General features: G+C 64.4%; 23 protein-coding genes. 22 read left to right on the top strand and 1 reads right to left on the bottom strand.

The window, feature by feature from the left end; translation table 11 throughout:
* The first annotated feature begins 42 nt into the window (after positions 1-42).
* From MBR110_RS01820 to MBR110_RS01810, 3 genes are all read left to right on the top strand, one after another.
* Complete coding sequence (locus tag MBR110_RS01820) at positions 43-1,242, top strand: ABC transporter substrate-binding protein (RefSeq protein ID WP_014722162.1); 1,200 nt, start codon at positions 43-45, stop codon at positions 1,240-1,242.
* Between the two features lie 119 nt (positions 1,243-1,361).
* The gene (locus tag MBR110_RS01815) at positions 1,362-2,246 is read left to right on the top strand and encodes a branched-chain amino acid ABC transporter permease (RefSeq protein ID WP_014722163.1); all 885 of its coding nucleotides are present in this window, start codon (positions 1,362-1,364) and stop codon (positions 2,244-2,246) included.
* A complete protein-coding gene (locus tag MBR110_RS01810; protein WP_059568085.1) occupies positions 2,246-3,220 on the top strand; it encodes a branched-chain amino acid ABC transporter permease in 975 nt (324 codons plus the stop codon). Before MBR110_RS01815 ends, MBR110_RS01810 begins: the two co-directional genes overlap by 1 nt.
* Positions 3,221-3,708: 488 nt before the next feature.
* On the opposite strand, the gene MBR110_RS01805 is transcribed toward MBR110_RS01810, so the two are convergent.
* Positions 3,709-4,131 carry a hypothetical protein gene (locus tag MBR110_RS01805; protein WP_043290601.1) on the bottom strand — a complete coding sequence of 141 codons (423 nt, stop codon included), beginning with the start codon at positions 4,129-4,131 and terminating at the stop codon, positions 3,709-3,711.
* 161 nt (positions 4,132-4,292) lie between these two features.
* Between MBR110_RS01805 and MBR110_RS01800 the strand changes: the two genes are divergently transcribed.
* The 19 genes from MBR110_RS01800 (at position 4,293) to MBR110_RS01710 (ending at position 25,348) form a co-directional block, all read left to right on the top strand.
* Positions 4,293-5,450, top strand: coding sequence for an ABC transporter substrate-binding protein (locus MBR110_RS01800; protein WP_011882800.1), 1,158 nt, complete (start codon positions 4,293-4,295; stop codon positions 5,448-5,450).
* A gap of 162 nt (positions 5,451-5,612) precedes the next feature.
* Positions 5,613-6,668, top strand: coding sequence for a branched-chain amino acid ABC transporter permease (locus MBR110_RS01795; protein ID WP_043290604.1), 1,056 nt, complete (start codon positions 5,613-5,615; stop codon positions 6,666-6,668).
* Positions 6,669-6,672: 4 nt separating this feature from the next.
* Positions 6,673-8,457 (top strand): branched-chain amino acid ABC transporter ATP-binding protein/permease, encoded by a 1,785-nt coding sequence (locus MBR110_RS01790; protein WP_059735492.1) that lies wholly within the window; start codon positions 6,673-6,675, stop codon positions 8,455-8,457.
* On the top strand, positions 8,457-9,212 hold the full coding sequence (locus tag MBR110_RS01785; RefSeq protein WP_011882803.1) for an ABC transporter ATP-binding protein: 756 nt from the start codon (positions 8,457-8,459) through the stop codon (positions 9,210-9,212). The genes MBR110_RS01790 and MBR110_RS01785 overlap by 1 nt, the downstream gene beginning before the upstream one ends.
* Before the next feature lie 470 nt (positions 9,213-9,682).
* Positions 9,683-11,653 (top strand): tRNA uridine-5-carboxymethylaminomethyl(34) synthesis enzyme MnmG, encoded by a 1,971-nt coding sequence (mnmG, locus tag MBR110_RS01780; protein WP_011882804.1) that lies wholly within the window; start codon positions 9,683-9,685, stop codon positions 11,651-11,653.
* Positions 11,650-12,336 carry a 16S rRNA (guanine(527)-N(7))-methyltransferase RsmG gene (rsmG, locus tag MBR110_RS01775; protein WP_046425470.1) on the top strand — a complete coding sequence of 229 codons (687 nt, stop codon included), beginning with the start codon at positions 11,650-11,652 and terminating at the stop codon, positions 12,334-12,336. The genes mnmG and rsmG overlap by 4 nt, the downstream gene beginning before the upstream one ends.
* A 50-nt stretch (positions 12,337-12,386) precedes the next feature.
* Positions 12,387-13,166: a ParA family protein gene (locus MBR110_RS01770; RefSeq protein ID WP_011882806.1), complete on the top strand. Its 780-nt coding sequence runs from the start codon at positions 12,387-12,389 to the stop codon at positions 13,164-13,166.
* A 31-nt stretch (positions 13,167-13,197) separates the two neighbouring features.
* The gene (locus MBR110_RS01765) at positions 13,198-14,091 is read left to right on the top strand and encodes a ParB/RepB/Spo0J family partition protein (protein ID WP_011882807.1); all 894 of its coding nucleotides are present in this window, start codon (positions 13,198-13,200) and stop codon (positions 14,089-14,091) included.
* A 13-nt stretch (positions 14,092-14,104) separates the two neighbouring features.
* Positions 14,105-15,235: an SLC13 family permease gene (locus tag MBR110_RS01760; RefSeq protein ID WP_176044245.1), complete on the top strand. Its 1,131-nt coding sequence runs from the start codon at positions 14,105-14,107 to the stop codon at positions 15,233-15,235.
* Between the two features lie 574 nt (positions 15,236-15,809).
* A complete protein-coding gene (locus MBR110_RS01755) occupies positions 15,810-16,337 on the top strand; it encodes an ATP synthase subunit I (protein ID WP_011882810.1) in 528 nt (175 codons plus the stop codon).
* Between the two features lie 110 nt (positions 16,338-16,447).
* Positions 16,448-17,299: a F0F1 ATP synthase subunit A gene (gene atpB, locus MBR110_RS01750; RefSeq protein WP_011882811.1), complete on the top strand. Its 852-nt coding sequence runs from the start codon at positions 16,448-16,450 to the stop codon at positions 17,297-17,299.
* Between the two features lie 75 nt (positions 17,300-17,374).
* Positions 17,375-17,644, top strand: coding sequence for a F0F1 ATP synthase subunit C (atpE, locus tag MBR110_RS01745; RefSeq protein WP_006482730.1), 270 nt, complete (start codon positions 17,375-17,377; stop codon positions 17,642-17,644).
* Between the two features lie 129 nt (positions 17,645-17,773).
* The gene (locus MBR110_RS01740; protein WP_011882812.1) at positions 17,774-18,244 is read left to right on the top strand and encodes a F0F1 ATP synthase subunit B; all 471 of its coding nucleotides are present in this window, start codon (positions 17,774-17,776) and stop codon (positions 18,242-18,244) included.
* A 2-nt stretch (positions 18,245-18,246) separates the two neighbouring features.
* On the top strand, positions 18,247-18,786 hold the full coding sequence (locus MBR110_RS01735) for a F0F1 ATP synthase subunit delta (protein ID WP_011882813.1): 540 nt from the start codon (positions 18,247-18,249) through the stop codon (positions 18,784-18,786).
* A 44-nt stretch (positions 18,787-18,830) separates the two neighbouring features.
* The gene (gene atpA / locus MBR110_RS01730; RefSeq protein ID WP_011882814.1) at positions 18,831-20,372 is read left to right on the top strand and encodes a F0F1 ATP synthase subunit alpha; all 1,542 of its coding nucleotides are present in this window, start codon (positions 18,831-18,833) and stop codon (positions 20,370-20,372) included.
* Between the two features lie 69 nt (positions 20,373-20,441).
* Entirely contained in the window at positions 20,442-21,317 is an 876-nt protein-coding gene (atpG, locus tag MBR110_RS01725) for a F0F1 ATP synthase subunit gamma (RefSeq protein WP_011882815.1), read from the top strand.
* A gap of 65 nt (positions 21,318-21,382) precedes the next feature.
* Complete coding sequence (gene atpD, locus MBR110_RS01720) at positions 21,383-22,777, top strand: F0F1 ATP synthase subunit beta (RefSeq protein WP_011882816.1); 1,395 nt, start codon at positions 21,383-21,385, stop codon at positions 22,775-22,777.
* Between the two features lie 160 nt (positions 22,778-22,937).
* Positions 22,938-23,363 carry a F0F1 ATP synthase subunit epsilon gene (locus MBR110_RS01715; protein ID WP_011882817.1) on the top strand — a complete coding sequence of 142 codons (426 nt, stop codon included), beginning with the start codon at positions 22,938-22,940 and terminating at the stop codon, positions 23,361-23,363.
* A 257-nt stretch (positions 23,364-23,620) separates the two neighbouring features.
* Complete coding sequence (locus tag MBR110_RS01710) at positions 23,621-25,348, top strand: AMP-binding protein (RefSeq protein ID WP_181709143.1); 1,728 nt, start codon at positions 23,621-23,623, stop codon at positions 25,346-25,348.
* The last annotated feature ends 113 nt before the right edge of the window (positions 25,349-25,461 follow it).

Genomic DNA, 25,461 nt, shown 5'->3' with positions numbered 1-25,461 from the left:
CGCACGAACAACCACAACGCATCAGAACAACAGGAGACGTCAATGAAAATGAAGACCCTCGCACACGCGTGTCTCGCGGTCGCGACCGCAGCATTCAGCGCCGGCGCGGCACATGCCGCCGACAGCGTGAAGATCGGCTTCATCACGGACATGTCGGGGCTTTACGCGGACATCGACGGGCAGGGCGGCCTCGAGGCGATCCGCATGGCAGTCGCCGACTTCGGCGGCAAGGTGCTCGGCAAGCCGATCGAGGTCGTCTACGCGGATCACCAGAACAAGGCCGACATCGCCGCGTCGAAGGCGCGCGAATGGATGGATCGCGGCGGGCTCGACCTGCTGGTCGGCGGCACGAACTCCGCGACCGCGTTGTCGATGAACCAGGTCGCGGCCGAGAAGAAGAAGGTCTACATCAACATCGGCGCGGGCGCCGACACGCTGACCAACGAGCAGTGCACGCCGTACACGGTCCACTACGCATACGACACGATGGCGCTCGCGAAGGGCACCGGTTCGGCCGTGGTCAAGCAAGGCGGCAAGAGCTGGTTCTTCCTGACCGCCGACTATGCGTTCGGCAAGGCGCTCGAGAAGAACACGTCCGACGTCGTGAAGGCGAACGGCGGCCAGGTGCTCGGCGCGGTGCGGCACCCGCTGTCGGCGTCGGACTTCTCGTCGTTCCTGCTGCAGGCGCAGTCGTCGAAGGCGCAGATCCTCGGCCTCGCGAACGCGGGCGGCGACACGATCAACTCGATCAAGGCCGCGAAGGAATTCGGCATCACCAAGACGATGAAGATCGCCGCGCTGCTGATGTTCATCGACGACGTGCACAGCCTCGGCCTCGAGACGACGCAGGGTCTCGTGCTGACCGACAGCTGGTACTGGAACCGCGACGCCGCGTCGCGCCAGTGGGCGCAGCGCTACTTCGGCAAGATGAAGAAGATGCCGTCGAGCCTGCAGGCCGCCGACTACTCGTCGGTGACGACCTACCTGAAGGCCGTGCAGGCGGCCGGTACGACCGACTCCGACAAGGTGATGGCCGAGCTGAAGAAGCTCAAGATCAGCGACTTCTACGCGAAGGGCTACATCCGTCAGGACGGCAGCATGATCCACGACATGTACCTGATGGAAGTGAAGAAGCCGTCCGAGTCGAAGGAGCCGTGGGATTACTACAAGGTGCTCGCGACGATCCCGGGCGACCAGGCGTTCGGCACCAAGCAGGAATCGCGCTGCGCGCTGTGGAAGTAGGCGCGGCGTAGCGGCGCTGCGGCGGTTCCGGCGGCCCGGGCGACGTGGCCGCCGGGCCGCGCATGCGCGCCGGCCTGAAGGTTGCACGCGCAACCAAACTCATACTGACGGCTAAGTCGATGGAAATCTTTGGCATTCCGTTGCCGGCGATGCTGAGCCAGTTGCTGCTCGGCCTCGTCAACGGCTCGTTCTACGCGATCCTGAGCCTCGGGCTCGCGGTGATCTTCGGGCTGCTCAACGTGATCAACTTCGCGCACGGCGCGCTGTTCATGCTGGGCGCCATGCTCGCGTGGATGGGGCTGTCGTACTTCGGCCTGCCTTACTGGGCAATGCTCGTGCTCGCGCCGCTGATCGTCGGCGCGTTCGGGATCGCGATCGAGCGCTCGATGCTGCGCTGGCTGTACAAGCTCGATCACCTGTACGGGCTGCTGCTCACGTTCGGCCTCACGCTGGTGGTCGAAGGCGTGTTCCGTTCGATCTACGGTTCGTCGGGCCAGCCGTACGACGTGCCCGCGCAACTGTCGGGCGCGACCAATCTCGGCTTCATGTTCCTGCCGAACTACCGCGCGTGGGTGGTCGTCGCATCGCTCGCGGTGTGTCTCGCGACCTGGTTCGTGATCGAGAAGACGCGTCTGGGCGCATATCTGCGCGCCGGCACCGAGAACCCGAAGCTCGTCGAGGCGTTCGGCGTGAACGTGCCGATGATGATCACGCTCACCTACGGCTTCGGCGTCGCGCTCGCGGCGTTCGCGGGCGTGCTCGCGGCGCCGGTGATCCAGGTGTCGCCGCTGATGGGCCAGCCGATGATCATCACCGTGTTCGCGGTGGTCGTGATCGGCGGGATGGGCTCGATACTCGGTTCGATCGTCACCGGGCTGCTGCTCGGCGTGATCGAGGGCTTCACGCGCGTGTTCTATCCGGAAGCGTCGGCCACCGTCGTGTTCGTGATCATGGCGATCGTGCTGCTGTTCCGTCCGGCGGGCCTGTTCGGCAAGGAAAAATGATGCAGAGAAAAGTGCTCTACGGCGCGTTGCTCGCCGCGCTGCTGGCGGCGCCGTTCATCGGCGCGTATCCGGTGTTCGTGATGAAGGTGCTCGCGTTCGCGCTGTTCGCGGCCGCGTTCAACCTGCTGATCGGCTATACGGGGCTGCTGTCGTTCGGCCATGCGATGTTCCTCGCGAGCGCCGGCTACGCGACCGGCTACGCGATCCAGACGCTCGGCTTCACGCCGGAGCTCGGCGTGCTCGCCGGCACGGCGGCGGCCACGCTGCTGGGGCTCGTCGTCGGCCTGTTCGCGATCCGGCGGCAGGGCATCTATTTCGCGATGATCACGCTCGCGTTCGCGCAGATGGTCTACTTCATCTACCTGCAGGCGCCGTTCACGCACGGCGAGGACGGGCTGCAGGGCGTGCCGCGCGGCCACCTGTTCGGCGTGCTCGACCTGTCGAACGACGTTACGCTGTACTACGTCGTGCTCGCGGTGATCGTCGCCGCGTGTGCGTTCATCGTGCGGGTCGTGCATTCGCCGTTCGGCCAGGTGCTCGTCGCGATCAAGGAGAACGAGCCGCGCGCGATCTCGCTCGGCTACGACACCGACCGCTTCAAGCTGCTCGCGTTCATCCTGTCGGCCGGGCTCGCCGGGCTGGCCGGCGCGTTGAAGGTGCTGGTGCTCGGCTTCGAGACGCTGTCCGACGCTTACTGGACGATGTCGGGCCTCGTCGTGCTGATGACGCTCGTCGGCGGGATGGGCACGCTGTTCGGGCCGCTGCTCGGCGCGGCGCTGATCGTCGCGCTCGAAGACCGACTCGGCGACATCGGCGAGTGGCTCGCATCGCTCACGGGCGTCGGCTGGTTCCACTCGCTGGGCGAATCGGCGACGATCGTCACCGGGCTGATCTTCATCGCATGCGTGCTTGCGTTCCGGCGCGGCATCGTCGGCGAGATGGTCGCGCGCGTGAAGACGCTGCGGCCGTCCTGATCGCGTTGCATTCGGTGCGCGGCGGCGTTGATGCGAAGCACCATCCGGCGCCTTGCGCAGAGGCGTTTTGCGCTCGCCCGGGCCGCGCCGCACGGCCAGATTGCTGCCCCATTTTCGTGCGGCGATGCACCATAGGGGTAAATGCTAAGTTGTCGCAGGGTGAAAGGTCCTTTAATCTTCGTTTCAGTTCTGATGCACCGCGAAACGAATTTGCAGGTGGAGAACGAGGAGACAATCGAGGCACAAAGTGCCCGGACCCCAAAGCGCTGTTGGACGGAATCCAACAGCGCTTTTTCATTTGCGTGCGCGAATTTGCATCGATGGTGCATGGCGCGCATCGCCCTCAATGCGCGCCATTTCGCGCGCTCGCATCGCACCGTTCATCCCGCCCCGTATTTTCCTTCGATCGTCCTGTCGAGCTGTCGACGGCACGCGCGCGCCTGCGCGCGGTTCGGGCTTACCCGGTTAGCGTGCATGAAAGGCGTCCGTTACACTCGGCTTTCGCCGACCGAGCGGTCGGGAAAATCGGTCGGCAGTTCTCCTACGAGCGCAACGCAGAACAGGGAGTACGGTTGGATGAGACGCGCAGGACGTTGGATCGCGGTATCGCGTACGGTCGAGGGCAGCCGTTCGGGAGCAGGGCGGCGCGGGCTTCTTGCGGCTTGCGGGCGCAGCCGGGCGGGTGCGACGTCCGTTGCCGCGGGAAGCGCCGGCAACGCGCAGGTTGGCGCGGTGCTCGCCAGATCCGATGCCTCGTTCACCGTCGCATGAGCGGCCGATTGCGGCCTTTGTTCGCCCCTGGCGACGGCGCCGCACCGGGCGCGTTGCCGCCGTCGTTGCGCGTGCATCGCGGCCGCTTCGCCGCTTCTGTTTTTCGCTTGCTTCATTTCGACGACATCGCCGTCGCGCATCGTTGCGGTCGAATGGCCGTTCTGCTGTGCGCGACGATGCCTCGCGGGAAAACGAGCGTAGGCGCGGCACAGCGGGATAGTTAAATTATTAAATTGTTTGAGGACCGGGAGCCGCCAGAGCGACCCGCGGATTTTTCGAGCAGCGTTTGGAGACAACGTAAATGAAAATGAATCGATGGATGGAGGCTCTGTTTGCGGCTGGCCTCGTGTGCGCGGCGGCGACGGCGTCCGCCCAGGTCAAGATCGGCGTGACGCTGTCGGCCACCGGGCCGGCCGCATCGCTCGGAATCCCGGAGAAGAACACGATCGCGCTGCTGCCGAAGGAGATCGGGGGCAAGAGCGTCCAGTACATCGTGCTCGACGACGCGTCCGACACGAGCCGCGCCGTGCAGAACGTGCGCAAGCTGATCGACGAGGATCACGTCGACGCGATCATCGGTTCGTCCGTTACGCCGAACTCGCTCGCGATGCTCGATCCGGTGTCGCAGGGCAAGACGCCGACGATCTCGCTGGCCGCGAGCGCGCAGATCATCGCGCCGATGGATGCGAAGCGCGCGTGGATGTTCAAGGTGCCGCAGAACGATCAGCTGATGGCCGACGCGATCGCCGACTACATGGCGAAGCACGGCGTGAAGACCGTCGGCTTCATCGGCTTCGCCGATGCATACGGCGACAGCTGGTACAACACCTTCAACGCCGCCGCGGCGAAGAACGGGCTGAAGGTCGTGTCGAACGAGCGCTACAACCGCACCGATGCGTCGGTGATGGGGCAGGTGCTGAAGCTGATGGGCTCGACGCCGGACGCGGTGCTGATCGCCGGCTCCGGCACGCCGGCCGCGCTGCCGGCCAAGACGCTGAAGGAGCGCGGCTACAAGGGCAAGGTGTACCAGACGCATGGCGTCGCGAACAACGACTTCCTGCGCGTGTGCGGCAAGGATTGCGAAGGCGAGATCCTGCCGGCCGGCCCCGTGCTCGTGACCGACCAGCTGCCCGACTCGAACCCGGTGAAGAAGCCGGCGCTCGGCTACAAGGCGGCGTACGAGAAGGCCTACGGCGCGGGTTCGCTGTCGACCTTCGGCGGCCACGCATGGGACGCAGGGTTGCTGCTGCAGCGCGCGATTCCGGAGGCGCTGAAGAAAGGGCAGCCGGGCACCGAAGCGTTCCGCGAGGCGCTGCGCGCGTCGCTCGAGAGCGTGAAGGATCTGCCGGTGTCGCACGGCGTGATCAACATGACGCCGACCGATCACAACGGCTTCGACACGCGCGCGCGCGTGATGGTGCAGATCGTCGACGGCAAGTGGAAGCTGCAGGCCGAGTAAGCATCACGTGAAACCGGCGGGGCCGGAGGGAACGGCACCGGGCCCGCCGCATGTTTTCCGGAACACCGCGGAACGGCGCGCCGCGTTCCCGCCATGCCGTTCTCGCTTGCGGGCCGTTGTCCCGTCACCGATTCTTCGCAGCACTCTCGATACACGAAACGTATGGATCTCTCGATTGCGGCGATCCTCGCGCAAGACGGCATCACGACCGGCGCCATTTATGCATTGCTGTCGCTGGCGCTCGTGCTGGTGTTTTCCGTCACGCGGGTCATCTTCATTCCCCAGGGCGAATTCGTCGCCTACGGTGCGCTGACGCTCGCGGCGCTGCAGGCGCAGAAATTTCCGGCCACCTGCTGGCTCCTGTTGGTGATGGGCATCGCGTGCTTTCTGCTCGAAGCGGGCGGCCTGATCCGCCATCGCGAACGCCGTCATCAGCTCGGCCGGACGCTCGCGACGCTCGGCAGCCGCTACGTGCTGCTGCCGCTCGCCATGTTCGCGCTCACGCGCAACTTCGCCGCGCAGCCGCTGCCGATGCTCGCGCAGATCGCGCTGACGCTGGCGATCGTCGTGCCGATGGGGCCGTTCGTCTATCGGCTCGTGTATCAGCCGATCGCCGAAGGCACGACGCTGCTGCTGCTGATCGTGTCGGTTGCCGTCCATTTCGCGATGGTCGGGCTGGGGCTCGTCATGTTCGGCGCGGAAGGCTCGCGCACCAACGGATTCACCGATGCGTCACTCGCCCTGGGTGGCATGACGGTGTCGGTGCAGAGCATCGTCGTGGTCGCGACCGCGCTGGTGCTGATCGGCGCGCTCTACGTGTACTTCGGCCGCACGATCGCCGGCAAGGCGCTGCGCGCGACGTCGGTGAACCGGCTCGGCGCGCGGCTCGTCGGGATCGGCACGACCGAGGCCGGGCGGCTGGCGTTCACGCTGGCAGCCGGGCTCGGCGTGCTGTCCGGCATTCTGGTCGGCCCGCTGACGACCATCTACTACGACTCCGGCTTCCTCATCGGGCTGAAGGGTTTCGTCGGCGCGATCATCGGCGGTCTCGTCAGTTATCCGCTCGCGGCGGCCGGCTCGCTGCTCGTCGGCGTGCTCGAGTCGTATTCGTCGTTCTGGGCGAGCGCGTACAAGGAAGTGATCGTGTTCACGCTGATCATCCCGGTGCTGCTGTGGCGCAGTTTCGCGACGCCGCATGCGGAAGAGGAAGAGGAGTGACGCGATGACGACGATGGTACGCAACAAGGCCTTCTGGGCGTTTCTCGTGGTGCTGTTCGCGCTGCCGGTGCTGCCCGGCGCGCTGCAGGTGCCCGAATACTGGATCACGCTGCTCAACTACATCGGCCTCTACGCGATTGTCGCGATCGGCCTCGTGCTGCTGACCGGCGTCGGCGGGATGACGAGCTTCGGTCAGGCCGCGTTCGTCGGCATCGGCGCGTATGCAACCGCGCTTCTGACCACGCGCTACGGCGTGTCGCCGTGGCTCGCGCTGGTCGTCGGCGTCGTGCTGACGGCGCTGGTCGCGCTGCTGCTCGGCGCGGTCACGATGCGGCTGTCCGGGCACTTCCTGCCGCTCGGTACGATCGCATGGGGCCTCGCGCTGTTCTACCTGTTCGGCAACCTCGAACTGCTCGGCAAGTACGACGGGATCAGCGGGATTCCGGCGCTGAACCTGTTCGGCGTCGCACTCGAAAGCGGCCGCAGCCTGTACTTCGTGATCTGGGCCGTCGTGCTCGCCGCGATCGTGTCGGTGCAGAACCTGCTCAATAGCCGGCCGGGCCGCGCGATTCGCGCGCTGCGCGGCGGCGGCGTGATGGCCGAGGCGATGGGCGTGAACACCGCCTGGATGCGCGTGGTGATCTTCGTCTACGCGGCGGTGCTCGCTGCGGTATCGGGCTTTCTTTACGCGCATCTGCAGCGTGCGGTGAACCCGACGCCGTTCGGCCTGAACCACGGGATCGAATTCCTGTTCATGGCCGTGGTCGGCGGGGTGTCGCACGTGTGGGGCGCGGTGCTCGGCGCCGCGATCCTCACCGTGCTGCAGGACTACCTGCAGACGCTGCTGCCCAAGCTGCTCGGCTCGGAGGGCAACTTCGAGATCATCGTGTTCGGCGTGCTGATGGTCGTTCTGCTGCAGTACGCGCGCCAGGGCGTATGGCCGTTCGTCGCGAAGCTGTTTCCGCGCGGGCCGCGCGCCCATGCGCCCGAGTACGCCGATCCGTTGCCGCAGCGGGCGAAGCCGGTTGCGGGCGAGCCGCTGCTCGTGGTCGATCGCGCGCGCAAGCAATTCGGCGGGCTGGTGGCCGTGAACGACGTGAGCTTCGACGTGAAAGCGGGGCAGATCATCGGACTGATCGGGCCGAACGGCGCCGGCAAGTCGACCACGTTCAATCTGGTGACGGGCGTGCTCAAGCCGACCGGCGGCGCGATCACGTTCCGTGGCGAGCGGATCGACGGGCTCACGTCGCGGCAGATCGTGCGCCGTGGGATCGGCCGGACCTTCCAGCACGTGAAGTTGCTTCCGACGATGACGGTGCTCGAGAACGTCGCGATCGGCGCACACCTGCGCGGTCACACCGGCGTGTGGCGCAGCATCGCGCGGCTCAATGCGCACGAGGAAGCGCAACTGCTGGCCGAGGCGGCGCAGCAGATTCGCCGTGTCGGGCTCGAAAAGCACATGTACGACGAAGCCGGCAGCCTCGCGCTGGGCCAGCAACGGATACTCGAAATCGCCCGCGCGCTGTGCTGCGATCCGACGCTGCTGCTGCTCGATGAGCCGGCCGCCGGGTTGCGCTATCAGGAGAAGCAGCAGCTCGCCGAGCTGTTGCGGCGCCTGAAGGGCGAGGGGATGAGCGTGTTGCTCGTCGAACATGACATGGATTTCGTGATGAACCTGACGGACCGGCTGGTCGTGATGGAATTCGGCACGAGGATCGCGGAAGGGCTGCCGCAGGACGTGCAGCAGGATCCGGCGGTGCTCGAGGCGTATCTGGGCGGGGTGGAGTGATGGCGGACACGACGATGCCGATTCTCGAGGTACGTGGGCTGGCCGTGCGGTACGGCAAGGTCGAGGCGTTGCACGGCGCGGCGATCAAGGTCGGCGCGGGCCAGATCGTCAGCGTGATCGGGCCGAACGGCGCAGGCAAGTCGACGCTGCTGAACGCGATCATGGGCGCGTTGCCGGTGACGGGGCATGCGTCTGGCCAGGTCTTGTATCGCGGCCGCGACGTCGGCGCGTTGCCGATCGAGCAACGCGTCGCGCATGGCATGTGCCTCGTGCCGGAAAAGCGCGAGCTGTTCAGCACGATGACGGTCGAGGATAACCTCGTGCTGGGCGCCTACCGCCGCAAGCAGGCAGGCGAGGCGAACTTTCTCGATCAGCTCGATCATGTCTTCGCGCTGTTTCCGCGGCTCAGGGAGCGACGCAGGCAGGCTGCCGGTACGTTGTCGGGCGGTGAGCGGCAGATGCTGGCGGTCGGACGCGCGCTGATGGGCAAGCCCGACTTGCTCATGCTCGATGAGCCCAGCCTCGGGCTGGCGCCGCTGATCGTGAAGGAGATTTTCCACATCATCAGCGCGCTGCGCGGTACGGGCGTCGCGACGTTGCTCATCGAGCAAAATGCGCGCGCTGCGCTGCAGATTTCGGACTACGGCTATGTGCTCGAGACTGGCGAGTTTGCGCTGGAAGGCCCGGCGGCCGAGTTGGCACAGAATCCGCAGGTGATCGAGACTTACCTCGGGTTAGCCAAGAAATCGGCGTGACGCCTGCTTGGGCAGTGGAGGCGGAACCGGGAAACGGACGGCGTGTTTCACGTGAAACACGCCGTTTTTGTTGGGCGGACCGGGGAACGGAAGCGGGTGGGGATAAGAGTCTGCCGGTCTTATAGAAATACTGTGGCGTGACCGGCAAGCGTCGCTCTGCGTCGCCACTGAGGGCGGAGCTATGGCGACGCGCCAGGCGGCACAGGGGGATAACTTGTTGCGGGCCGAGTGCAAGTGCTGTGAGCGCCACCGCAAGCTAACGAGGCTTCACAGAAATTCACGTATTTCCGCCCGACCAACGGCCGCGATGGCTCCTTTGAGCATCACTGCACGCCACAGCGGTCGAAAAAACCGTCAAATGAACGCACCCTACCATTCGGACGGTCTTCGGCGTAAAAGCGAACCCGCTATAATTCGGCCCATACATTTCTCTGATAGGTTCGTGCGCTGTCCTGCGTACGGAATCCACCATGCTTTTTCCCACAGAATTTGACGTCATCGTCGTCGGCGGCGGGCACGCCGGCACGGAGGCCGCGTTGGCATCGGCCCGCATGGGTGCGAAGACGCTGCTGCTGACCCATAACATCGAAACGCTCGGCCAGATGAGCTGCAATCCGTCGATCGGCGGCATCGGCAAGGGCCATCTCGTGAAGGAAGTCGATGCGCTCGGCGGTGCGATGGCCGCCGCGACCGACGAGAGCGGTATTCAGTTCCGGATCCTCAATTCGTCGAAGGGTCCGGCCGTACGCGCAACGCGTGCACAGGCCGACCGCATCCTTTACAAGGCTGCGATCCGCCATCGGCTCGAGAATCAGCCGAACTTGTGGCTGTTCCAGCAGGCCGTCGACGATTTGATGGTCGAGGGCGACCGGGTGGTCGGTGCGGTCACGCAAATCGGCATCCGTTTCCGGGCGCGCGCTGTCGTGCTGACGGCGGGCACGTTCCTCGACGGCAAGATCCATGTCGGCTTGAACAACTACACCGGCGGCCGTGCGGGCGATCCGGCAGCCGTCTCGCTGTCGGCCCGCCTGAAGGAATTGAAGCTGCCCCAGGGCCGCCTGAAGACCGGCACCCCCCCGCGTATCGATGGCCGCTCGATCGACTTTTCGAAGCTCGACGAGCAGCCGGGCGACCTCGATCCGATCCCGGTGTTCTCGTTCCTCGGCCGCGCAGAGCAGCATCCGCAGCAGCTGCCATGCTGGGTCACGCATACGAACGAGCGCACGCACGACATCATTCGCGGTGGGCTCGACCGATCGCCGATGTATACGGGCGTGATCGAAGGCGTCGGCCCGCGTTACTGCCCGTCGATCGAGGACAAGATTCACAGGTTTGCGTCGAAGGAGTCGCACCAGATCTTCCTGGAACCGGAAGGGCTGACGACCAACGAGTTCTATCCCAACGGCATTTCGACGAGCCTGCCGTTCGACGTGCAACTCGAACTCGTGCACTCGATGCGCGGCCTCGAGAACGCGCACATCCTGCGCCCCGGCTACGCGATCGAGTACGACTATTTCGACCCACGTGCGCTGAAGGCGTCGCTGGAAACGAAGGCGATCAACGGGCTGTTCTTTGCGGGCCAGATCAACGGTACGACCGGCTATGAAGAGGCGGCGGCGCAGGGCCTGCTCGCTGGCCTGAATGCCGGCCGTTACGTGCAGGAAAAGGACGCATGGTGCCCGCGTCGGGATCAGGCGTACCTTGGCGTGCTGGTCGACGACCTCGTCACGCGCGGCGTGGCTGAGCCTTACCGGATGTTCACGAGCCGCGCCGAATACCGGCTGAGCCTGCGTGAAGATAATGCGGATATGCGGTTGACCGAGATTGGTCGCGAGCTGGGCCTCGTCGACGACGTGCGCTGGGACGCGTTCAGCCGGAAGCGCGACGCTGTTTCACGTGAAACCGAACGCTTGAAGTCGACTTGGGTGACGCCGAAGACGCTGCCGCCGGAAGAGGCGACCGCGCTGCTCGGCAAGCCGATCGACCACGAATACAGCCTGGCCGAACTGCTGCGGCGGCCTGGTATCAGCTACGACGGCGTATGTGGGCTGAAGGGCGGTGAATGTGGCCCCGTGGAGCCGCTGGCCGATGAGCCGGTGCTGCTGGGTCAGATCAAGGAGCAGGTCGAGATCGGTATCAAGTATCAGGGTTATATCGAGCGCCAGGCCAACGAGATCGAGCGCAATGATGCGAATGAGAATACCCGTCTGCCGGATGGTATCGACTACCGTGAGGTTCGCGGTCTGTCGTTCGAGGTGAGTCAGAAGCTCAACGAGTTCCGCCCCGAAACGATCGGCCAGGCCTCGCGTATCTCGGGTGTGACGCCGGCCGCGATCTCGCTGCTGATGGTGCACCTGAAGCGCCGCGGCCTCGGCCGCCGTAACGGCGCCGCAGCAGAAACGACCGAGCAGGGGGGCGATACCGTCCCGACGCAGCAATGACGGCGCGTCGCGCGCCGGCGGTTAATCGGGACGTACTTGAGCAGATGTTGATCGACGGCACGGCCGCGCTGGACATCGTATTGACGGATGCTCAGCGCAACCAGTTGCTCGACTATGTGGCGCTGCTCGGTAAATGGAACGCCGTCTACAACCTGACGGCGATCCGTGACCCGAGGCAGATGCTGACTCAGCACATCCTCGATTCGCTTTCCATCGTTCCGCATCTGCGCGGCCGCACGGATGCGCGCGTGCTCGATGTGGGCTCCGGCGGCGGGCTGCCGGGCATCGTGCTGGCGATCGTCCAGCCGGGCTGGCAGGTTACGCTGAACGATATCGTGCAGAAGAAATCGGCATTCCAGACGCAAATGCGCGCAGAACTGAAGCTGACGAACCTGTCCGTCGTCACCGGGCGCGTCGAATCGCTGCAGCCGGGCGTCGAAGTGCCGGAAAAATTCGACATGATCGTATCCCGCGCCTTCGCGGATCTATCCGACTTCGTTAAACTTGCTCGTCATCTCGTCGCACCGGGCGGATCGATCTGGGCAATGAAGGGCGTCCACCCGGACGACGAAATTGCGCGACTGCCGGAAGGCAGCCGCGTGAAGCAGACGATACGATTGGCCGTCCCGATGCTCGATGCCGAACGGCATCTGATCGAAGTCGCCGTCGACGAAGCGAATTGAAGGCGCGCGGATGCGCGCCGTTTGTTTGAAGGTAAGAGGAACACCCAACGATGGCAAAGATCTTCTGCGTTGCAAACCAGAAGGGGGGCGTCGGCAAGACGACGACATCGGTCAATCTCGCCGCAAGCCTTGCAGCGCAGGAGCAGCGCGTGCTGCTGATCGATCTCGACCCGCAGGGCAACGCGACGATGGGCAGCGGGATCGACAAGGCCGCATGCGAGTCGACCGTGTACGAAGTGCTGATCGACGGCGTACCGGTGTCGGACGCACGTGTGCGTCCGGAAGGCGTCACGTACGACGTGCTGCCGGCCAACCGTGAGTTGTCCGGCGCGGAGATCGAGCTGATCGGCATCGACAACCGCGAGCGCCGGCTGAAGGCCGCGCTCGAGCGCGTCGCGGACGACTACGATTTCGTGCTGATCGACTGCCCGCCGACGCTGTCGCTGCTGACGCTGAACGGACTGTGCGCGGCGCACGGCGTGGTGATCCCGATGCAGTGCGAGTACTTCGCGCTGGAGGGCTTGTCCGATCTCGTCAACACGATCAAGCAGGTTCACGCGAACATGAACCGCGACCTGAAGATCATCGGCTTGCTGCGCGTCATGTTCGATCCGCGCATCACGCTGCAGCAGCAGGTTTCCGATCAACTGAAAGCGCATTTCGGCGACAAGGTGTTCGACGCGGTGATTCCGCGCAACGTGCGTCTGGCGGAAGCGCCGAGCTACGGGTTGCCGGGCGTCGTATTCGACCGTAACTCGCGCGGTGCGCAGGCGTATCTTCAATTCGGTGCCGAGATGATCGACCGCGTGCGCGCGTTCGAGGTGTCGTGAGCCGGACATGAGCGAAGCGAGGAAGAAAGACATGAACGCGGTACCAAAGAAGAAGGGCTTGGGACGTGGCCTCGAAGCGTTGCTCGGCGGCAGTGCGGACATCACCGAAGCGGTGAAGATCGAAGGCGCTCCGAACACGCTTGCGCTCGGCAAGCTGCAGGCCGGCAAGTATCAGCCGCGCACGCGGATGGACGAAGGCAACCTCCAGGAGCTGGCCGCCAGCATTCGCGCGCAAGGCGTGATGCAGCCGATCCTGGTGCGGCCCGTTTCGTCTGATAAATACGAGATCATTGCGGGCGAGCGGCGTTTTCGGGCTGCGCGCCTCGCCGGCCTCGAAGAAGTGCCGGTGCTGGTGAAGGACGTATCCGATCAGGCCGCCGCGGCGATGGCGCTGATCGAGAACATCCAGCGCGAGGATCTGAACCCGCTGGAAGAGGCACACGGCATCCAGCGCCTGCTCGACGAGTTCGGTTTCACGCACGAGCAGGCCGCCGAATCCGTCGGCCGCTCGCGCAGCGCGGTGTCGAACCTGTTGCGGCTGCTGAACCTCGCGTCGCCGGTGCAGACGATGCTGCTGGCCGGCGATCTCGACATGGGTCACGCGCGTGCGCTGCTCGCCGTCGATGCGGCAACGCAGATCGCGCTCGCGCATCAGGTCGTCAACAAGCGCATGTCGGTGCGCGAGACCGAGAAGCTGGTCGCGCACACGACGAAGGAAGCGCCGGCCGTGAAGGCGCGCGCGAAGGACGACGGCGGCCGCGACACGCGCCGGCTGGAGGAGGAGTTGTCCGACCTGCTCGCGTCCACGGTGAAGATCAAGCTCGGCCGCCGCGGCCGAGGGCAGGTGTTGATCGATTTCGGCAACCTCGATGCGCTCGAGGGCATTCTCGCGCGGCTGCGCGGTAACGTCGCAACTGAAGAGTGACGAGGTTCAATTGATCGAAAGCACGGGCGCGCCGGCGCCGCGCCGGTGGCTCGGCTGGCTTTTGCAGGAGCCCGTACTGACGGTACTGGCCGTTGCGCTGATCGTTCTCGAATGGTTGCGCCCGCAACCGTTCGCGATACTGGCCGGTCTGGTCGACTGGCAGACGGTGGTCACGCTCGCTGGCCTGTTGATGCTGACCAAGGCGCTCGAGCTGTCCGGTTGTCTGATGTGGCTCGCGCATCGCATCGTGCACCACGTGCACTCCGAGCGCGGGCTCGCGATGCTGCTGGTGATATTCGCGGCGGCGCTTGCGATGTGGCTCACCAACGATGTCGCGCTGTTCGTCGTCGTGCCGCTGATGGTATCGCTGCGTGCGTTGACGCCGCTGCCGTTTCGACGGCTGGTGATCGTCGTCGCGCTGGCGGTCAACGCCGGGTCCGTCGCGACGCCGCTCGGCAATCCCCAGAATCTGTTTCTGTGGCAATTGAGCGGCGTGTCGTTCGGCGGCTTCGTCGTCGCGCTCGGGCCGCTCGCGCTCGCGTTGATGGCGTTGCTGCTCGCGGTCACGGCGTGCGCGTTTCGTGCCAAACCGCTCGACTTGTCGGGAGACGTGCAGGCGGTGCCCGTGCAACGCATGCACGCATTGCTCGCGGCCGTGCTGTTCGGCGGCTTCGTGCTGCTCGCCGACGCGCACCATCCGGTGCCGGGCCTGATCGCCGTCGTGATCGCGCTGCTGGTGGCGAAGCGCGACGCAGTCCTGAAAATCGACTGGCTGCTGTTGTTGATCTTCGTGCTGATGTTCGTCGTGTTGCGCAGCGCGGCCGCGTTGCCGGTCATACATGACACGATTGCGAGCAGCCATCTCGATACGCCGTTGCGCGTGTTCGCCGCGGGCGCGGTGCTGTCGCAGGGCATCAGCAACGTGCCGGCCGCGATCCTGCTGTCGGAATTCACGCACGACTGGCGCGCACTCGCGTTCGGCGTCTCGGTCGGCGGCTTCGGTTTCGCGATCGGCTCGCTCGCGAACCTGATCGCCGTGCGTCTCGCGAAGGAGCCGCGCATGTGGCTGCCGTTTCACGCGGTGTCGATCCCGTTCGCGCTGGCGAGCGCGGCACTCGGCGCGTGGTTGCTCGTCCACGGTTGAGCGCCGCGGCCGGCGGCAGCGGCGACGCCGGCCGCCTGCAAAAGCGTGGCCGGGCAGGGCGGCAGCAGCAGCGATCTTCGAAACACCCCCCTGTTGATAAGTGCGCCGATTCTCAGTCGATCTGCTGTGGCGACGCAACGCCGCTCGCCGCTTCATCTGCACGGCTGATCGCATTTCTTCGTGCTGCCAAGCGCGCACGTCGGCGATGTGCGGTTGTCGCGCAGCGCAAGCGGCTGCGCTTCCGTTCGTTCCGCCTTCGCGGAATTTCATCGCAATCAGCCCGCCGCGACGCCTCGTCACAGCCCCCATTTCCGGCCGTTGATTTCCGCTGAAACGCGCATTTCCGCCCGCAAAATGTGCGACGCGAAAAAACCACCTTACAACTGTCATCGTACGTCGTCGATTCGCGCGTTTTTCACATGATGAGGCGGCGTTTTACGAAGGTTTTTGTCGCGTCTAAAGCCTTGAATCACTTGCAACTATCGCTTACAATCGCCCGGATTTGTTAGCTAGGCACCCCTGAAAGCTTTCAGAAAGCTTGGGGCCGGGTTCAAGGATTTTGCGGAAGATTGCGATGGCGGGTCAGGCGCCGAACGACAGGCACGATGGTCCCCGAGCGCAACGCACCGCTTCAGCGGCCGGCGAACGGCGCGAATCCGACGGCGACGACTGGGATGCCGAGCAGCAAGATGACAACATCGTTCCGCTCACGCGGACGGAAGCCGAGAGGTTGTTCGGTCCGAACGTGAGCAAGCCGCCGCGCGTCACTCCCTACAAGGTGGTGATCGCGCAGGTGGTCTTGTCCCTGGTTGCAACGCTGGCGTGGTGGCTGTTTTCGAAGTCGCCGGGCGCCGCTGCGCAATCCGCGTTTCTGGGCGGGGCGATCGGCTGGGTGCCAAGCGCGTTGTTCGTGGCACGACTGAAGGCAGGTGGCTCGGCCACCGTGATGAGCTGGGTGATGGGCGAAGCCCTGAAGCTCGGCGTGACGATCGGAATGTTCGCCGCAGTGGCGTACGGCTATGCCGGCGTGCACTGGCCGGCGCTCCTCGTCACCTACCTCGTCGTGCTGAAGACGTACTGGATCGCGCTGGCCTGGCGGTAAGCAACAAGCAGCGTGCGGTTTTCGACAGGAACCGCACCGGCCCGTTCCCGCAATAGCGTATTGCGGAAACGGGGGAAACGATTTTCGACAATTTGGGTGGCATTAACGATATGGCAGCTAGCGAAGGCACGCGCGGTCCGGATCCGTCCGAGTACATTGCGCACCACTTGCAGAACTTTTCCACCTCGCATCAGACGTCGATTTTCGACATCCACGTCTGGAACATCGACACGCTGTTCTGGTCGATCGTGTGCGGGATCGTGACGATCGTCGTGTTGCGTCTGGCCGCCCGCAAGGCGACGTCGGGCGTGCCGGGCCGTTTCCAGTGCGCGATCGAAATGCTCGTCGAGATGGTCGAAGATCAATCGAAGGCCATCGTCCATGGCAATCGCACGTTCATCGCTCCGCTCGCGCTCACCGTGTTCGTGTGGGTCGCGCTGATGAACTCCCTCGACTTCCTGCCGGTCGACCTGCCGGGCCGCGTGATCGCCCTGCTCGGTCTGTCGGACGTGATTTCCCACCACCGCATCGTCCCGACGGCCGACCTGAACGGCACGCTCGGCATCGCGCTCGGCGTGTTCGTCCTGATGATCTACTACAGCATCAAGATCAAGGGCGCCGGCGGTTTCGTGCATGAGCTGCTGTCGGCGCCGTTCGGCGGCCACCCGCTGCTGTGGATCCCGAACCTTGCGCTGAACATCGTCGAATACGTCGCGAAGACCGTCTCCCTCGGCATGCGGCTGTTCGGCAACATGTACGCAGGTGAGCTGTTGTTCCTGTTGATCGCCCTGCTCGGCAGCATGTGGAGCTTCGGTGGCGACGCAACGTTCCTCGGCTTCGTTGGTCACGTGATCGCGGGCAGCGTCTGGGCAATCTTCCACATTCTGATTGTTCTGTTGCAGGCATTCATTTTCATGATGCTGACGCTGGTGTATCTCGGCCAGGCGCACGACAAGCACTAAGCGCGACGTGCAAACAAGAGTTTCCGTTTTAGTTTTTTAAATCTAAGTTCCAAGTCTTTTCTCAAAGGAGTGATCATGCAAGCTTACATCGCCAACATCCAGGGTCTGACCGCCATCGGTATCGGCATCATCATCGGCCTGGGTGCAATCGGCGCCTGTATCGGTATCGCGCTGATGGGTGGCAAGTACATCGAAGCCTGCGCACGTCAGCCGGAACTCATCAACCCGCTGCAAACCAAGATGTTCCTGCTGGCCGGCCTGATCGACGCTGCATTCCTGATCGGTGTTGGTGTCGCAATGCTGTTCGCGTTCGCGAACCCGCTCCTGTCGAAGCTCGCAGGCTAAGGTTCCTCGGAAATATGCGCACGGCGTGAGCCGGCGCAGGGCGGAACGGAGACTTGGGGCGCTGATCGAATGCAACTCGATGAGCGCCTTACCGTTTCATTTTTCCGGAATAGCAGATAAGGAAACACCGTGAATCTCAACGCAACTCTGTTTGCGCAAATGGTCGTGTTCCTGGTCCTCGCGTGGTTCACGATGAAATTCGTGTGGCCGCCGTTGATCAACGCCCTCGACGAACGTTCGAAGAAGATCGCCGACGGCCTCGCCGCCGCGGAAAAGGGCAAGGCGGAACTCGACGCAGCGCACAAGCGCGTGGACCAGGAACTCGCGCAGGCCCGTAACGACGGCCAGCAGCGCATCGCCGACGCCGAAAAGCGTGCCCAGGCGGTCGCCGAGGAAATCAAGGCCAACGCCCAGGCTGAAGCCGCCCGCATCGTCGCCCAGGCGAAAGCGGAAGCAGAACAGCAAATCGTGAAGGCGCGCGAAACGCTGCGTGGCGAAGTTGCCGCGCTGGCCGTGAAGGGCGCCGAGCAGATCCTGAAGCGCGAAGTCGATCAAACGGCCCACGCCCAACTGCTGAATCAACTGAAAGCCGAGCTCTGATCATGGCCGAACTTGCAACCATCGCCCGCCCTTACGCAGAAGCGCTGTTCCGCGTGGCCGAGGGCGGTGACATCGCCGCCTGGTCCACGCTCGTGCAAGAGCTGGCCCAGGTTGCGCATCTGCCGGAAGTGCTGTCGGTCGCGTCGAGCCCGAAGGTGACCCGCAAGCAAGTAGCCGAGCTGCTGCTTGTTGCGGTGAAGTCGCCGCTCGCGGCTGGCGCCGAAGCGAAGAACTTCGTGCAGATGCTGGTCGACAATCATCGCATCGCGCTGCTGCCGGAAATCGCCGAGCAGTTCGAGGCGCTCAAGAACGAACGTGAAGGTGCAGCCGACGCCGAGATCGTGAGCGCGTTCCCGCTGGAAGGCGCGGAGCTCGACAGTCTCGTCTCGGGCCTCGAACGCAAGTTCAAGCGCAAGCTGAAACCGACGGTCGAAGTCGATTCGTCGCTGATCGGCGGCGTGCGCGTGACGGTCGGCGACGAAGTGCTCGACACCTCGGTTCGCGCGCGCCTCGCATCGATGCAGGCTGCGTTGACCGCCTGAGCGCCACGCCGGCACGCAACAGAATTGACTATCAGGAGCGAATAATGCAACTCAATCCCTCTGAGATCAGCGAGCTGATCAAGAGCCGGATCCAGGGCCTTGAAGCGAGCGCAGACGTTCGCAACCAGGGCACCGTGATCTCCGTGACCGACGGTATCGTGCGCATCCACGGCCTGTCCGACGTGATGCAGGGCGAAATGCTCGAGTTCCCGGGCAACACGTTCGGCCTCGCGCTGAACCTCGAGCGCGACTCGGTCGGCGCGGTGATTCTCGGCGAATACGAACACATCTCGGAAGGCGACGTCGTCAAGACGACGGGCCGCATCCTGGAAGTGCCGGTTGGTCCGGAACTCGTCGGCCGCGTGGTCGATGCGCTCGGCAACCCGATCGACGGCAAGGGCCCGGTCAACGCCAAGCTGACCGACGCGATCGAAAAGATCGCCCCGGGCGTGATCTGGCGTAAGTCGGTGTCGCAGCCGGTGCAGACGGGCATCAAGTCGATCGACGCGATGGTGCCGATCGGCCGTGGCCAGCGTGAGCTGATCATCGGCGACCGTCAGTGCGGCAAGACCGCGGTGGCGCTCGACGCGATCATCAACCAGAAGGGCAAGGACCTGATCTGTATCTACGTCGCGATCGGCCAGAAGGCTTCGTCGATCATGAACGTGGTTCGCAAGCTCGAAGAAACGGGCGCGATGGAATACACGATCGTCGTCGCCGCTTCGGCGTCGGATTCGGCCGCGATGCAGTACCTGGCACCGTACGCCGGCTGCACGATGGGCGAATACTTCCGCGACCGCGGTCAAGACGCGCTGATCATCTATGACGACTTGACCAAGCAGGCATGGGCATACCGTCAGATCTCGCTGTTGCTGCGCCGCCCGCCGGGCCGTGAAGCGTACCCGGGCGACGTGTTCTATCTGCACTCGCGTCTGCTCGAGCGTGCGGCTCGCGTGTCGGAAGAGTACGTCGAGAAGTTCACGAACGGCGAAGTGAAGGGCAAGAGCGGCTCGCTGACGGCACTGCCGGTCATCGAAACGCAAGCCGGCGACGTGACCGCGTTCGTTCCGACGAACGTGATCTCGATCACCGACGGCCAGATCTTCCTGGAAACCGACCTGTTCAACGCAGGCATCCGCCCGGCAATCAACGCCGGCGTGTCGGTGTCGCGCGTCGGTGGTGCCGCTCAGACGAAGGTCGTGAAGAAGCTGTCGGGCGGTATCCGTACCGACCTCGCGCAGTACCGTGAACTGGCCGCATTCGCGCAGTTCGCATCGGACCTCGACGAAGCGACCCGCAAGCAGCTCGAGCGCGGCCGCCGCGTGACGGAACTGCTGAAGCAGCCGCAGTACCAGCCGCTGCAGGTGTGGGAACTGGCCGTGTCGCTGTACGCCGCGAACAACGGCTACCTCGACGATCTCGACGTCAAGCAAGTGCTGTCGTTCGAGAAGGGCCTGCGCGACAACCTGAAGACCAGCCACGCTGACCTCATCAAGCGCATCGAAGACACCAAGGACCTCTCGAAGGACGACGAAGGCGCGCTGCGCGCGGCGATCGAATCCTTCAAGAAGTCGGGTGCCTATTGATCCGCGAGTGACACAACGGGGCAGCGCGGGTGCTGAGGCGCCCGCGCCGCTCCGGTCAAGGAGCAAGCTATGGCTGGAATGAAGGAAATTCGCGGCAAGATCAAGAGCGTGCAAAACACGCGCAAGATCACGAAGGCGATGGAGATGGTGGCCGCATCGAAGATGCGCCGCGCGCAGGAACGCATGCGCGCCGCTCGTCCGTACGCGGACAAGGTCCGTGCCATCGCCGCGCACATGAGCCGTGCGAACCCGGAGTACCGCCACCCGTTCATGGTGGCGAACGACGGCGCGAAGACGGCCGGCATCATCCTCGTCACGACGGACAAGGGTCTTTGCGGCGGTCTGAACACCAACGTGCTGCGTGCGACGGTGCAGAAGTTCAAGGAGCTCGAAGAGCGGGGCCAGAAGGTCGAAGCTACCGCAATCGGCAGCAAGGGCCTCGGGTTCCTGAACCGCTTCGGCGCGAAGGTGATGTCGCAGGTCGTACACCTCGGCGACACCCCGCACCTGGACAAGCTGATCGGCGCCGTGAAGACGCAGCTCGATCTGTACTCGGAAGGCAAGCTGTCGGCCGTTTACATCGCGTACACGCGCTTCGTCAACACGATGAAGCAGGAAGCCGTGATCGAACAGCTGCTGCCGCTGTCGGCGGACCACTTCGACGCCAATGACGGTACGCCGGCCACGTCGTGGGACTACATCTACGAGCCGGACGCGCAGGCAGTCGTCGACGAACTGCTCGTGCGTTACGTCGAGGCGCTGGTGTACCAGGCCGTCGCGGAAAACATGGCGTCCGAGCAATCGGCGCGCATGGTCGCGATGAAGGCCGCGTCCGACAACGCGAAGACGGTGATCAGCGAACTGCAGCTCGTGTACAACAAGAGCCGCCAGGCCGCGATTACGAAAGAACTGTCGGAGATCGTCGGCGGCGCAGCTGCTGTTTAAGCGCGCGCCCGGACGACAACTGCGCCTTTGCGCGAGTAAAGAATCAGGTATTTAAAGGAAAAGCGATGAGTACTGCTGCTTTGGTAGAAGGCAAGATCGTACAGTGCATCGGCGCCGTTATCGACGTGGAATTCCCGCGCGACAGCATGCCGAAGATCTACGACGCGCTTATTCTCGATGGCTCGGAACTGACGCTCGAAGTCCAGCAGCAGCTGGGCGACGGCGTGGTCCGCACCATCTGTCTGGGTGCATCCGACGGCCTGCGCCGCGGCCTGACCGTGAAGAACACGGCCAAGCCGATTTCGGTGCCGGTCGGCAAGCCGACCCTCGGTCGTATCATGGACGTCCTCGGCCGTCCGATCGACGAGGCCGGCCCGATCGAAAGCGAACATACGCGTTCGATCCACCAGAAGGCTCCGGCGTTCGACGAGCTGTCGCCGTCGACCGAACTGCTCGAAACGGGTATCAAGGTCATCGACCTGATCTGCCCGTTCGCGAAGGGCGGCAAGGTCGGTCTGTTCGGTGGTGCAGGCGTGGGCAAGACCGTCAACATGATGGAGCTCATCAACAACATCGCGAAGGAGCACGGCGGTTACTCCGTGTTCGCGGGCGTGGGCGAGCGTACCCGTGAAGGGAACGACTTCTACCACGAAATGAAGGACTCGAACGTTCTCGACAAGGTCGCGCTGGTGTACGGCCAGATGAACGAGCCGCCGGGCAACCGTCTGCGCGTCGCGCTGACCGGTCTGACGATGGCCGAGCACTTCCGTGACGAAGGCCTCGACGTGCTGTTCTTCGTCGACAACATCTACCGTTTCACGCTGGCCGGTACCGAAGTGTCGGCACTGCTCGGCCGTATGCCGTCGGCAGTGGGCTATCAGCCGACGCTGGCTGAAGAAATGGGCAAGCTGCAAGAGCGCATCACGTCGACCAAGAAGGGCTCGATTACGTCGGTTCAGGCCGTGTACGTCCCTGCGGACGACTTGACCGATCCGTCGCCGGCGACCACCTTCGGCCACTTGGACGCAACCGTCGTTCTGTCGCGTGACATCGCTTCGCTGGGTATCTACCCGGCGGTCGACCCGCTCGACTCGACGTCGCGCCAGATCGACCCGAACGTGATCGGCGAAGAGCACTACACGATCACGCGTCGCGTTCAGCAAACGCTGCAGCGCTACAAGGAACTGCGCGACATCATCGCGATTCTGGGCATGGACGAACTGTCGCCGGAAGACAAGCTGTCGGTCGCGCGTGCGCGTAAGATCCAGCGTTTCCTGTCGCAGCCGTTCCACGTCGCAGAAGTGTTCACGGGCTCGCCGGGCAAGTACGTGCCGCTGAAGGAAACGATCCGCGGCTTCAAGATGATCGTCGACGGCGAGTGCGACCACCTGCCGGAACAGGCGTTCTACATGGTCGGCACGATCGACGAAGCCTTCGAAAAGGCCAAGAAGATCCAGTAAGGGCTTGAGTGAGTAGCACGCTGGCGCGCGCCGGCCGGCTGCACGAACCGTCAATGGCTCGTGCGCCGGCCGGCCGCGCCGACCGCAATACGCTCAACCCGCCGTGCATGGGACGAGCGCACGCGCCTTGCGGCGTTCGCGCTCGTTGACAGGAGTCGATATGGCAACCATCAAAGTAGACGTCGTCAGCGCGGAAGAGCAGATCTTCTCGGGCGAGGCGAAATTCGTCGCGCTGCCGGGCGAAACGGGTGAGCTGGGTATTCTGCCGGGTCACACGCCGCTGATCACGCGGATCCGTCCGGGTGCGGTGCGCATCGAAGTCGAGGGCAGCAACGACGAATTTGTGTTCGTCGCGGGCGGCATCCTCGAAGTGCAGCCGGGCGCCGTGACGGTGCTCGCCGATACCGCGATCCGCGGCAAGGACCTCGACGCGGCGAAAGCCGAGGACGCGCGCAAGCGTGCCGAGGAAACGCTGCAGAACGCGAAGTCGGACCTCGACCTCGCAAAGGCGCAATCGGAGCTCGCGACCGCGATGGCGCAGCTCGAAGCGATCCAGCGTCTGGCGAAGATCCGCAGCCGGCACTGAGCCGCGCGCGCGTATCCCGCGAAAGAAAGCAGCCTTCGGGCTGCTTTTTTTTCGTCCGGCGGTTTCGTCGCGGTTGTGCCGGCCGCGTCGTATCGTCCGATCGTGCTATTTCATCCGCGCGCAGCGATTCGATGTCAGAGTGTCGTCAGCGGAGCGCGGCATCATCCGCTCGTAGGCCGCCCGTCGCGAGTGCGGCGGAGCGGTGCGCCTAACGCGCGCGCCGGGCCGATCAGACAAAAAAACGGACGGAGACATCGATGGCAGCAGACCTTGGCATGCGGGCGCTGATCGCGCCCGAAAACGGACTCTCGTACGTGCGCGGCGCAACCGACGTGCCGCTATCCGAAGCGACGATCGGCCGCTTCCTGCTCGACACGGCCGGCCGCTTTCCGGACCGCCCGGCGGTCGTGTTCCGCGAGCAGCAGGTGCGCTGGAGCTGGCGCGAATTCGCTCACGAGGTCGACGTGCTGGCGGCGGGCCTCGTCGAGCTCGGGATCGTGAAGGGCGATCGCGTCGGCATCTGGTCGCCGAATCGCAGCGAATGGCTGCTGACGCAGTTCGCGACCGCGCGCATCGGCGCGGTGCTCGTCAACATCAACCCGGCCTACCGGCTCGCGGAACTCGAATACGCGCTCAACAAGGTGGGCTGCAAGGCCGTGATCGCGGCCGAGCGCTTCAAGAGCTCCGCCTATGTCGAAATGCTGCAGACGATCGCGCCCGAGCTCGCGAGCGCGACGCCCGGCGATCTGCACGCGGCGCGCGTGCCGAGCCTGCGCACGGTCGTGTCGATGGGAGACGTCGCGCCTGCCGGCATGTTCCGCTTCGCGGACGTGATGGCGCGCGGCCGCGACACGCTCGATGCGGTGCGGCTCGATGCGATCGGCGCGACGCTCGCGGCCGGCGAGGCGATCAACATCCAGTTCACGAGCGGCACCACCGGCAGCCCGAAGGGCGCGACGCTCACGCACCGCAACGTCGTCAACAACGCGCGCTCGATCGCGATGGCGATGCGCTTCACCGAACAGGACGCGCTCTGCATTCCCGTGCCGCTGTATCACTGCTTCGGGATGGTGCTGGCGGTGCTCGCGTGCGTGTCGACGGGCGCGGCGATGGTGTTCCCCGGCGAGGCGTTCGACCCGGTCGCGACGCTCGCGGCCGTGGCCGACGAGCGATGCACCGCGCTGCACGGCGTGCCGACGATGTTCATCGCCGAACTCGATCATCCCGAGTTCAAGACGTTCGACCTGTCGACGCTGCGCACCGGGATCATGGCCGGTTCGCCTTGCCCGATCGAGACGATGAAGCGCGTCGTGTCGCAGATGCATTTGTCGGAAATCACGATCGCGTACGGGATGACCGAAACTAGCCCGGTGTCGTTCCAGAGCTCGACCGACGATCCGCTCGAGAAGCGCACGACGACGGTCGGGCGAATCCAGCCGCATCTCGAGGTGAAGATCGTCGATCCGGGCGGCGACATCGTGCCGGTCGGCGCGACCGGCGAGCTGTGCACGAAGGGCTATTCGGTGATGCTCGGCTACTGGGACGACGACGCGAAGACGCGCGAGGTGCTGATCGACGGCTGGATGCACACGGGCGATCTCGCGACGCTCGACGCGCAGGGCTACTGCAACATCGTCGGCCGGCTGAAGGACATGGTGATTCGCGGCGGCGAGAACGTGTATCCGCGCGAGATCGAAGAATTCCTGTTCAGGCATCCGAAGATTCAGAGCGCGCAGGTGTTCGGCCTGCCCGATGCGAAATACGGCGAGGAGCTGTGCGCGTGGATCGTGCTGCGCGCCGGCGAGCAGATGACCGACGACGACGTGCGCGCGTTCTGCCAAGGCCAGATCGCGCACTACAAGATTCCGCGCTACATCCGCTTCGTCGACGAATTGCCGATGACGGTGACCGGCAAGGTACAGAAGTTCGTGATGCGCGAACGGATGATCGAAGAGTTGAAGCTCGACGTGCAGAAGACCGCGTGAAGCGGTACGGCGCCGGAGGAAACGCGGCGGTCGGCAGGCCGTTGCGTTTTCGATGGACGAAAAAAAGCGGGCTTATTAGCCCGCTAAAAACCACACGCTACGGGGTTAGCGCG

This window comes from Burkholderia sp. MBR-1 (genome assembly GCF_013822785.1).
Lineage (GTDB): Bacteria > Pseudomonadota > Gammaproteobacteria > Burkholderiales > Burkholderiaceae > Burkholderia > Burkholderia vietnamiensis.
This window is presented reverse-complemented; position numbering and strand designations above follow the sequence as displayed.

Coding starts and splice junctions, on each gene's coding strand:
- MBR110_RS01755 (WP_011882810.1), top strand. CDS start 15,810: ATGGCGGGTCAGGCGCCGAACGACAGGCACGATGGTCCCCGAGCGCAA.
- MBR110_RS01710 (WP_181709143.1), top strand. CDS start 23,621: ATGGCAGCAGACCTTGGCATGCGGGCGCTGATCGCGCCCGAAAACGGA.
- MBR110_RS01765 (WP_011882807.1), top strand. CDS start 13,198: ATGAACGCGGTACCAAAGAAGAAGGGCTTGGGACGTGGCCTCGAAGCG.
- MBR110_RS01810 (WP_059568085.1), top strand. CDS start 2,246: ATGCAGAGAAAAGTGCTCTACGGCGCGTTGCTCGCCGCGCTGCTGGCG.
- rsmG (WP_046425470.1), top strand. CDS start 11,650: ATGACGGCGCGTCGCGCGCCGGCGGTTAATCGGGACGTACTTGAGCAG.
- MBR110_RS01815 (WP_014722163.1), top strand. CDS start 1,362: ATGGAAATCTTTGGCATTCCGTTGCCGGCGATGCTGAGCCAGTTGCTG.
- MBR110_RS01820 (WP_014722162.1), top strand. CDS start 43: ATGAAAATGAAGACCCTCGCACACGCGTGTCTCGCGGTCGCGACCGCA.
- MBR110_RS01795 (WP_043290604.1), top strand. CDS start 5,613: ATGGATCTCTCGATTGCGGCGATCCTCGCGCAAGACGGCATCACGACC.
- MBR110_RS01785 (WP_011882803.1), top strand. CDS start 8,457: ATGGCGGACACGACGATGCCGATTCTCGAGGTACGTGGGCTGGCCGTG.
- atpB (WP_011882811.1), top strand. CDS start 16,448: ATGGCAGCTAGCGAAGGCACGCGCGGTCCGGATCCGTCCGAGTACATT.
- MBR110_RS01735 (WP_011882813.1), top strand. CDS start 18,247: ATGGCCGAACTTGCAACCATCGCCCGCCCTTACGCAGAAGCGCTGTTC.
- MBR110_RS01715 (WP_011882817.1), top strand. CDS start 22,938: ATGGCAACCATCAAAGTAGACGTCGTCAGCGCGGAAGAGCAGATCTTC.
- mnmG (WP_011882804.1), top strand. CDS start 9,683: ATGCTTTTTCCCACAGAATTTGACGTCATCGTCGTCGGCGGCGGGCAC.
- atpD (WP_011882816.1), top strand. CDS start 21,383: ATGAGTACTGCTGCTTTGGTAGAAGGCAAGATCGTACAGTGCATCGGC.
- MBR110_RS01805 (WP_043290601.1), bottom strand. CDS start 4,131: ATGCGCGACGGCGATGTCGTCGAAATGAAGCAAGCGAAAAACAGAAGC.
- atpE (WP_006482730.1), top strand. CDS start 17,375: ATGCAAGCTTACATCGCCAACATCCAGGGTCTGACCGCCATCGGTATC.
- atpG (WP_011882815.1), top strand. CDS start 20,442: ATGGCTGGAATGAAGGAAATTCGCGGCAAGATCAAGAGCGTGCAAAAC.
- MBR110_RS01800 (WP_011882800.1), top strand. CDS start 4,293: ATGAAAATGAATCGATGGATGGAGGCTCTGTTTGCGGCTGGCCTCGTG.
- MBR110_RS01790 (WP_059735492.1), top strand. CDS start 6,673: ATGACGACGATGGTACGCAACAAGGCCTTCTGGGCGTTTCTCGTGGTG.
- MBR110_RS01770 (WP_011882806.1), top strand. CDS start 12,387: ATGGCAAAGATCTTCTGCGTTGCAAACCAGAAGGGGGGCGTCGGCAAG.
- atpA (WP_011882814.1), top strand. CDS start 18,831: ATGCAACTCAATCCCTCTGAGATCAGCGAGCTGATCAAGAGCCGGATC.